Raw genomic sequence first — 9,763 nt, 5'->3', positions numbered from 1 at the left:
TAAATCACTATATATCATATATATATAACTTCTTTAAATACTCCGAAAAAACCTAAATAAAAATTTCTTACAAATAAATCACCTACATTTCTCTTTTATTCAATATATTTATTTATATTTGGACTAATTAAAAATAGCATCACATTATGATCTCTGAGAGCATAGTCCTTAACAAATTAACCTTTTTTCTTTTTTTATTTACTTTTTCAATTAAACGGGCCGATGCACAGGTTGTCCTGAATATTACAAATGAATTCAAACAACCCATTGTCGGCGTACTAGTCACTGTTAAAGCAAACCAGAATTTGGTTTTCCAACAGCAAACGGATACAAACGGACAAGTACTAATTCAAGAAAAACCAGGAAATTATATTGTTGGGGTAGAAAGCTTTTCCTTTAAAAAGGTCAATCTCAAAATTCAGATAAAGGAAGAGCAAAACACTTTAAACATTATCCTTCAGAAATCAGCACATGAACTTGACGAAATAGTCGTGGCAAAAACCAAACTTTCGGCTTCTCAAAAAATTCGCGAGTCGCTCTACGCTCCTGAGGTAATCGACTTCAAAGAATTCAATAGCACCTCTAAATCTGTAGTTGAAGCAATAAACTTAGCATCGGGGTTGCGAATACAGCAACAAGGCGGTATGGGCAGCGCATTAAATATTAATCTTAATGGCATAGACGGTAAAGATGTCCGTGTGTTTGTGGATGAAATTCCGGTTTACCTCTTAGGTCGTGGTTTTGAACTTCAAAACCTTACCACCAACATGATTGATAGAGTTGAAATATATAAAGGACTCGTCCCCATACGGTTTGGCTCTGATGCTTTAGGAGGCGTAATCAACATTGTTACAAGAAAAAATGACAAGGATTTTTTAGGTGCAGGATACTCCTATGGTTCCTGGAATACACATGAAGCTACTCTTAGCTCCTATTCTCACCCGTTCAAAAACAAAAAATTCTTTGCAGGTGTTGATGCTGTTTATCGTCATTCCGACAATGATTACTGGATGGACGATGTAGAGGTTGTAGCTGACGATTTATACAATACCAAAAAAGGACGAGCCAGAAGATTTAATGATAAATACGATTTTGGTTTAGCCAAAGTACAAGTCGGTTTTAAAGACTTAAGCTGGGCAGACCATCTAAAATTCATTTCTTCCTTTACTTACACCCATAAAGAATGGCAACACGGAATTACGGCTCTGAAGCCTTGGGGAGAACCGTTTTCTACCGAATATACCGGAGGTGCAGCATTGAACTGGAAAAAATCAAGTTCGAAAAAAAACAGCTGGCAAATTGATATAACGACCGGATATAATTTCGAACAAACCTATTTTGAAGATCTTTCTTCACGCATCTACTTTTGGGACGGTAACTATATCGAAGGGCAAAATAAAGGCGAAAGCGGTTTATATAGTCAAGGCATCACGCCCAAAATAATTCAAAAAGTTTTGTATGCAAGAGAAAATGCTTTTTTCAGAATTGGAGAAAATTACCGAATAAACGCCAACCTTTTTACCACAAAAAGGGAATTAACAGGCGAAGACAAAGCAGGTGCAGCTACTTACAAAGAAGATCCTTTTAAAGAACCTCAAATGCTTATCAATAATTTCTTTGGAACTTCACTGGAATCAAAATTTCTAAACGGCCGCTTAATTAGTACTACGTCATTAAAACATTATTACAGCAAAGTACGCGGAGTAAGCTTTAAGATCACCAATGAATTTGATAAAATTAGCACCTCCTCTTCTTCCGATATTGGCTTTGGTCAGGTTTTCAAATGGGTTGTCAGTCCAAAAATAGCCATCATTCCGGGATATGAATATGCTGTTCGTCAACCCGATAGCAGAGAAATATTTGGTGACTATATCACCGTTAGCCCGAATCCCAATCTAAAATCGGCTACCAGTCATAACCTCAATATTAAAATACAATTTAAAGCATTAAATGAAAAGATCTTTACGGGCATTGGTGGCTTTTACAGAAACACCAAAAACCGAATTATACTGACTTCATTTTCCAATTCATTAGCAGCTTACACCAATTTATTACAAACTACTACTATTGGTGGTGAATGGTTTTTACAATACAAACCAACGAATACAATTGACCTGAGCCTAAACACAACGTATCAGGACATACGGTTGGCAGCTGTAGATGATCTGGGAATTTTTACAGCCGACTATATCGGAGCACGAATTCCAAATACTCCGTACCTATTCAGCAATTTTCAAGGATCATACACCCTAAACCCGGGGAATAAACGAAACTATTATTTCAAATTTTTATATACCTCGTCCTATGTACATGAGTATTTCCTCACTTGGGCCATTAACGGTAAAAAATCCTCCAAAGTAACCATTCCGTCTCAACTTATAAATGACATTTCAATCTCAATTCATTCAAAAAATGCACGATGGAGCTTTGCGGTTGATTGCAAAAACATAACCGATGCAAGGTTATACGATAACTTCTCTGTTCAAAAACCCGGGAGGAGCTTTTATGGAAAAATCGCTTATATATTAACCAAACAATAATCATGAAAAAATGACAAACAAATTTACCCTTTTACTTTTTACATTGTTAGCATTTTCATCTTGTAGCAGCAATGACGACAAGACAGAGCCAACAACGACAAATACATCGGCTAATTATGCCTTAATTACAAGACCACAAAATGCAGACGGCAGATCTTTTGCTGCTTATATGCAGAAAATGGACTCACCGGATGTTACAGGAACAATCAATAACGCTAATGCTCACGAAATTTCTGCTTCGCATTCGGGAGGCGTTTATGAGTTTAAAAAAGCAGTATATGTAAACGATTACCAAAATGGCTTAATCACCAGATGGACTTTATCAAACGGAAATCTAGGACAAAAAACAGGATCTATCAGCGTTGCGGAATTGGGATTCCAGGGAAATATTTCTTTCAAAGATGAAAATACGGCCTACATTGGAGGATCAGGAAAAATAGTAATTTTTAATCCTACCACCATGGTAAAAACAGGGGTTATCGATTGCTCTACTCTGTCAAGGATAGGTAAAGTGACCAATTTCCCAACTACCGGAGCAACCATTAAGGCCGAAGGCGTTACCGAGATTATCATCAACGGGAATTATATGTATGCAGCTTTGTATGCTATGTATGATTTTAACACCTTTACTCCGGCTACAACTAGCTGCGATATCCTTGTAATAGATCTTACAAAAGTGAATAATTCTGTTTCAGGTAATTCGGCTGCTTTAGTTAAAGTGATTACAGATGACCGTGGTTCTTTTACAGGTGCCTGGAATACCGGAGGCGGGGTTTATTATATGAATAAAACCGAAAACGGAGATATTTATGTATTGTGTCATAACGTTTTTGGCGGCGCGCGATCTGCGATAGGCAAACCAGCCTGTTTATTACGAATTAAAAACGGAGCTACTGCTTTTGATGCCAATTACTATTTTGACTTAGAAACGGTATCACAAGGAAACGGTAACTCGGTCACCAATTTTGAGTATTATGGAAACGGTAAATTCCTGGCAACCGTACTGGATCCGACAAAACTGGATCCAAACAATCCGTACTCTTATAATACAGATCCTGTTTTCCGTTGGTGGAGTTTTGACCTGAATGCTAAAACAGCAAAGAAACTGGATGATGAATATACCAATAGTGGTAAAGTGGCAAGATGTTATTTTGCAAACGGTTTTGCTTATGTTCCATTTGCTAATAAAACCACCAACTACATCAATAAAATCAACCTAAACGATTTTAGCAAAACTAAAGCGGTCACTACAACCGGTATTTCTCATATTCTGGGATTAAAATAATACCTCGCATTACTTTTGAGCATCCGAGATACCCACCCGGATGCTCATTACCTTTTGACACAGCTTATTAAGTCGACTATTCGTTAATCAAAAAAAAAATCTTATGAAAAAAACGATGCTTGTACTGCGGTACATTTTTGCCGTAATTCTTATACTCTTTGGTACAATAGGAACCTACGCCATGTTTACAGAAGGTTATAACCCACAAAGTGAAGGTATCCTGTTATTCGGAGAAACTTTTCGCAACCTACACAATGCCATTATGTTAAGTTATTTAGGAGTCTTTGTCCGTTTAGCACAGCTAGTTGCCGGCCTGTTGCTCGTAACCAAAAAATATTGGTGGATTGGTTTGTTGTTCTATCTTCCCTTTGCTGTCAATATCTTTTTAATCCATATTATTCATGACAACCCACCTGTACATCCGGGCTTTTTCGCTTCGGGAATGGTCGTTTCTATCTTGAATTTTATCCTGGTTTTCTATGAAACCGATCGCTTAAAGCAATTGGTTGTCAACCCGCAAAGTAAGTAAGATGGCCACAAATCATATCGTTTACGAAGCTGTAATTGTTGGATCGGGATTTTCGGGTATTTCAATGGCTATTAGCTTAAAAAAGCGTGGAATAAACTCTTTTATTATTCTCGAAAAAGCAAAAGACATTGGAGGTACCTGGAGAGACAACACCTATCCGGGAGCAGAATGTGATGTGCCCTCTTCCTTGTACAGCTATTCTTTTGAACCCTTCCCGAATTGGAAGAAAAAATGGTCTGATCAACCACAAATTCTCGACTATCTTAAATTCAATGTCGAAAAGAACGGATTAAGAGATCATATTCTCACAGAAAAGGAATTTTCATCTTCTTCTTTTCTTGAAAAAGAAGGGCATTGGGAAATAAAAACCAAACAAGGTGACGCCTATGCCGCCCGATTTCTGATTATGGCGGTCGGCCAGTTGGATCATCCCAAGATTCCAAATTTTAAAGGAAAAGAAATTTTTAAAGGAACGACCTGGCATTCGGCACGATGGAATCATGCTGTAGATCTGAACGGAAAACGTGTAGCAGTGATAGGCAATGCGGCCAGTGCTATTCAATTTATTCCGAAAATTGTTCCGCAGGTAAAAGCGTTGACTGTTTTTCAGCGTAGTGCCAAATGGTTGTTACCTAAGAAAAACGCCTCATACAGCAATAAAGACAGGCATTTGCACCAAAAATACCCTTTTCTGCTCCATTGGGCCCGCCATTCGAATAACACTTTCAACGGTTTGTTTTACCATTTGATGGGACAAAACAAATTCTGGAAAAAGGTTTGGCAAGGCATAAGCATGAGCCATCTCAAAAAAGCAATCAAAGATCCGGAATTATTGAAAAAACTAACACCGGATTATCCTATGGGCGCCGTTCGTGTTCTTTTGTCCGATGACTATTACCCTGCTCTGGCAAAAGAAAATGTAACTGTAAACGATGAAGGTATCTCACATCTAACAGAAGATGGTGTTGTTACTTCCTCAGGAAATAAAATTCCTCTGGACGTTATCATATATGCTACAGGTTTCGAAAGTAATCCTTTTTTAAAAGGACTGGATATCTATGGTTTAAACGGAAATTCGATTAGCGAGGCATGGGAAAAATCGACCGAAACTTATCTCGGAATCACCACCGCAGGTTTCCCCAATTTCTTCATGATGTACGGTCCAAATACAAATCTGGGACACAGCTCTGTCTTGCTCATGGTAGAAAGTCAGGCGCACTATATCTCTGAATGTCTCCATTTGATTTCAGAAAATAAATTGAAATATATGGATGTAAAACCTGACTCACAAAAAGGATTTACAAACCAGGTGAATGAACGAATGAAAAAAACAGCTTGGGCCCAGGTAAAAAACAGTTGGTACAAAAACGGCGATGTTATCGTCAACAACTGGCCCGGTAAAGCCAAAGAATACCAAAAACTCACAAAAGTGGTAGACGAATCGGCCTATACCTTTTGTCACTAAAAACAAATCATCAATCAACTAACCCAACAATACTGACATGGAAAAAAGTCACCCCAAACTTGCTCCTCACAAATCAGATACGCTAACCATTGAAGAAGATGCTGGCTGTCTCATTGATTTTCTGATCGAGGGGAGTATAAAGTGTCCGGACAAAATAGTATTCAGCGATGTAGACAGTAACCTTCAGGAAACTCCCCTGACCTATTCTGAATTTTTAAATCAGGTACAGCAACAGGCTCAGGTTTTTAAAAACAGAGAGATAAAAAAAGGAGATCGTTGCCTTTTGATTTTTGATCAGGGCATTGAATTCATCATCGCCTTTTTCGCTTGCCAGTGGATTGGCGCTATCCCCGTACCACTCAACATGCCCGGACGACTAAAACCTTTAGACAAATGGGAAAATATTGCAAAAGAATGTCAGCCCAAGGCTATTGCCTCCGGTGAAAAAAGCAGTTCCAGATTGATTCAGAGTTTAAGCAGATCCGAATTACTCCGCAACATACTCTTAATCCAAGTAAAAATCGCCTCCTCTAATACCTCCGAAACTCCTTTTACAGACCAACCCGATATACATCCTACAGCTTTCTTGCAATACACCTCCGGCTCCACAGGAAATCCAAAAGGAGTTGTTGTAACACAAAACTCCCTGATACAAAATTCAGAAGGGTCCAAAAACTACATGAACATCACTTCAGAAAGTGTACTGGTGAGCTGGCTTCCCTTTTATCATGATATGGGGTTAATATTATTTATAGTTCAAACCATTTACAATGCGAGTACCCTTTATTTACTGAGACCCGAAGACTTCATGAGTAAACCGCTTAATTGGGTTAATGCACTCAGCAAATGGAAAGCTACGCACACAGGAGGCCCCAATTTTGCTTATCAGCTGGTTGCCGATAAACTTGTACAGTTGCATCATGATCTAAAAGCCACCAATACTCCAACAGAAATTTCACTAAAAAACCTGAAAGTATGCGCTTCCGGAGCTGAACCTATTCGTTTTCAGACTATTTGCAATTTCCAAAATGCAATCTCATTGTTTGGCGCCGGCAATCATATCGTTTCTCCCGGTTATGGTTTAGCAGAAGCTACTTTAACTGTTTCTGTACTTAAACAAGGAGAAAAGGTAAAATGGTTAAAAGTTGATAAAGAAGCACTCAAAAACAATACGGTCATCCTGCTGCAAAGCGGTTTTATGGAAACCGGTCAGGATTTTCACGAAGAAGAAGGAGCAGTCTATCTCGTAGCCAACGGACAAGTAATTAACAAACATAGTATTGACATTATTGCTATTTCGGATCTGGAAGCAGAACTACCGGATTCGATCTCAAAACTCCAGACACAATCTCCTTTTGCGATTGGTGAATTATGGTTCTCCGGACCATCTGTGACAAATGGCTATTATGAAAATAAAAAAGCTACTTCCGAAAGTTATTTTTACTCCTGTTCGGATCACACTACTTATCTGCGAACAGGTGACTTAACCTTCAAGGATGAGGACGGACAGATATACATTGTCGGCAGAATTAAAGATCTCATTATCATAAGAGGGTTAAATTATTACCCTCAGGATTTAGAGCGTACCTCTTATTATTCCCATCCTGATTTAAGGATCGACGGTGCAGCTGCTTTTGCCATGAACAAACAAGGAAATGAATGTTGTTACATCGTTCAGGAATTAACCCGTACTGCGGTTCTGTCTCCCCAATTTGATGACTATACGAAAGCGATACGCACGGCTGTTTTAAAAGAACACGGCATCGCAATAGAAGCCATTCTTTTTGTTTCTCCAATGCATGTTCCCCGAACTACCAGTGGAAAAATTCAAAGACGACTTGCCAAACGTACTACTGAACTCGACCTATGGCCCAACATTCTACATACCTCACATCTGGGAGCAACGCCCTCTAAAAAAGAACCGGATTCCGCTTCAACTGATCAGCAAAAACAACTGTTACAGCAAATAACGGGAGAATTACAACATTTTCTTGAAACCAGAGTCGATAGTTATGCCATTGACGAAAGACGTACAATTCCGCCCTATATCATGACCGAATTTGCCCGCATGGGACTTATGGGGCTTATGGTTTCACCGCGATACGGTGGTCTGGGATTCAATCTGAGTCAAACAAGCCGTTTTATCGAAATGATCTCTTCGGCAGATTTAACACTGGGATTGTTCGTGAGCCTTCACAATATACTCGGGCTACACCCCATCGTACAATTTGCCAGAGCAGAAATTAAGGACAAAGTTGTTCAGGAATTAGCCACTGGCAAAGGAACAGCCAGCTTTGCACTTACTGAACCCGGAGCGGGAAGCAACCCCAATGCAGGTAAAACTTTTGCTCAAAAACAACCGGATGGCAATTGGATCTTAAATGGTGAAAAATGCTGGGTTGGTTCTTCGTCATGGGCAAGTTATCTGACTGTCATTGCACATACACAGGATCAAAACGGAAAATATCTCGGACAATCTGCCTTTTTAGTGCCACAGGGAACACCCGGACTGAGTCATATAGAGGAATGCATGACTCTGGGAATGCGTGGCTCCGTACAAGGTCATTTTGTACTAAATGAGGTTAGCCTTCCGGAATCACATATACTGGGCGAAATAGGCAAAGGAGCAGAAATTCTGCAAGAAGTCGTAGCAATGGGGCGTATAGGAATTAATTCTATGTGCATCGGAATCTTGAAAACCGTTTTATCCAGATCAAAAAGATGGGCGGAAAACAGAGAAATCAACTCCGGATACCTTATGGACCAACCTGTGGTTCTTAAACAGCTCCACCAACTATTACTAGTGCTGGAAATAATTGAAACGTGCCAATCCAAGCTTCTGAAATGGAAAGATGAAGAACTGCTTCTGCCGGATATGCTGATCAGTGCCGGCAAGGTTTTTTCAACAGAAGAAACCTGGAAAGGTGTTGATTTCCTAATGCAGATCACTGCCGCCAGAGGCTATTCGGAACACAACGGTATTTCGCAGCTTTTTCGTGATGCCCGTGTATTGCGAATTTTTGAAGGCCCTTCAGAATCGCTGATTGCTGATTTGGGAGGACGTTCTGATGAAAGTATCAACGAAACATTAAATTTCCTGCTCAACCAAAATGTAACCATTAATCCCGCCATTCAAAGCGAAAAAATACAACTTGTCAAACAGCAGTTCGAACATCATACAACAGCTAATGACGGGCAGCAGGATCTTCAGAAGAACAGAAAGTTTGCCAAATATGCTTTTGGTGAAGTACTAAACTGTCAATTGATACTGTGGATGTGTGGAGACGGTATTTCCTCCCACGCCAAAAAATGGCTGGAGAAAAAGATCAAAACTCTCACAGCGGAGGCACTTGAATTTGATACCAGTCTGCTTGTTAAACAACAATTTGAATCACAATTCAATCATTTACTAAAAGACCACCAGACTATTTATACACAACCCGTACTTCATGATGCTGCTGTACATTCCCCATTTCGGGATTTGCGTACAATAGAAACACAAAATTCCAAACACCAAACAGAGGAAGAAAGTAACGTTGGAAATACTGCTTCATTTTTGGCAGAAAGTTCTTCTGCTGTCCTGCAAAGCAATTCTCAATTGCTGCTAATAAATAAAGCCGTTAAAGAAATGGAGTCCTGGATCTACAACTGGTTAGAAAAAGAAGCCGAAATTGAAAGCGGGCACTTTGCCCCTGCCACTTCTTTTTCAGAATATGGACTCGACTCGTCCTTATCCATACGTTTTATAAGCGACATCAATTCATATTATGCCATTCACATCGAACCGTCGATCATCTGGAGTTATTCAACAGTAGCCGAACTGGCGACCTATCTGTGTGAATTTGAAATCAAACCTTCCGAACATACCGTAATCAAGGAAAATGAAAATAATGGTGTCGATAATGCCTTTTTAAAAGGACTACTGGAAGACGAAATAAAATGAT

General features: G+C 39.3%; 5 protein-coding genes. All 5 read left to right on the top strand.

Annotated features, from left to right (window positions below; translation table 11 throughout):
* The first annotated feature begins 146 nt into the window (after positions 1-146).
* Entirely contained in the window at positions 147-2,540 is a 2,394-nt protein-coding gene (locus FLA105534_RS00325) for a TonB-dependent receptor (protein ID WP_173964063.1), read from the top strand.
* Between the two features lie 10 nt (positions 2,541-2,550).
* Positions 2,551-3,825 (top strand): DUF4374 domain-containing protein, encoded by a 1,275-nt coding sequence (locus FLA105534_RS00320; protein ID WP_173964062.1) that lies wholly within the window; start codon positions 2,551-2,553, stop codon positions 3,823-3,825.
* A gap of 103 nt (positions 3,826-3,928) precedes the next feature.
* A complete protein-coding gene (locus FLA105534_RS00315) occupies positions 3,929-4,354 on the top strand; it encodes a hypothetical protein (RefSeq protein ID WP_173964061.1) in 426 nt (141 codons plus the stop codon).
* 1 nt (position 4,355) lies between these two features.
* Positions 4,356-5,819, top strand: coding sequence for a flavin-containing monooxygenase (locus FLA105534_RS00310; protein WP_173964060.1), 1,464 nt, complete (start codon positions 4,356-4,358; stop codon positions 5,817-5,819).
* A gap of 37 nt (positions 5,820-5,856) precedes the next feature.
* Complete coding sequence (locus FLA105534_RS00305) at positions 5,857-9,762, top strand: AMP-binding protein (RefSeq protein ID WP_173964059.1); 3,906 nt, start codon at positions 5,857-5,859, stop codon at positions 9,760-9,762.
* Position 9,763: the final 1 nt, after the last annotated feature.

This window comes from Flavobacterium collinsii (assembly GCF_902804485.1).
In the GTDB taxonomy this organism is placed as follows: Bacteria; Bacteroidota; Bacteroidia; order Flavobacteriales; family Flavobacteriaceae; genus Flavobacterium; species Flavobacterium collinsii.
The sequence above is the reverse complement of the archived record's forward strand: the minus strand, read 5'-3'. Positions and strand labels throughout refer to the sequence as shown.

Bases quoted from the DNA above. Each gene is read 5' to 3' on its own strand.
- FLA105534_RS00325 (WP_173964063.1), top strand. From the start codon at position 147: ATGATCTCTGAGAGCATAGTCCTTAACAAATTAACCTTTTTTCTTTTT.
- FLA105534_RS00320 (WP_173964062.1), top strand. From the start codon at position 2,551: ATGACAAACAAATTTACCCTTTTACTTTTTACATTGTTAGCATTTTCA.
- FLA105534_RS00315 (WP_173964061.1), top strand. From the start codon at position 3,929: ATGAAAAAAACGATGCTTGTACTGCGGTACATTTTTGCCGTAATTCTT.
- FLA105534_RS00310 (WP_173964060.1), top strand. From the start codon at position 4,356: ATGGCCACAAATCATATCGTTTACGAAGCTGTAATTGTTGGATCGGGA.
- FLA105534_RS00305 (WP_173964059.1), top strand. From the start codon at position 5,857: ATGGAAAAAAGTCACCCCAAACTTGCTCCTCACAAATCAGATACGCTA.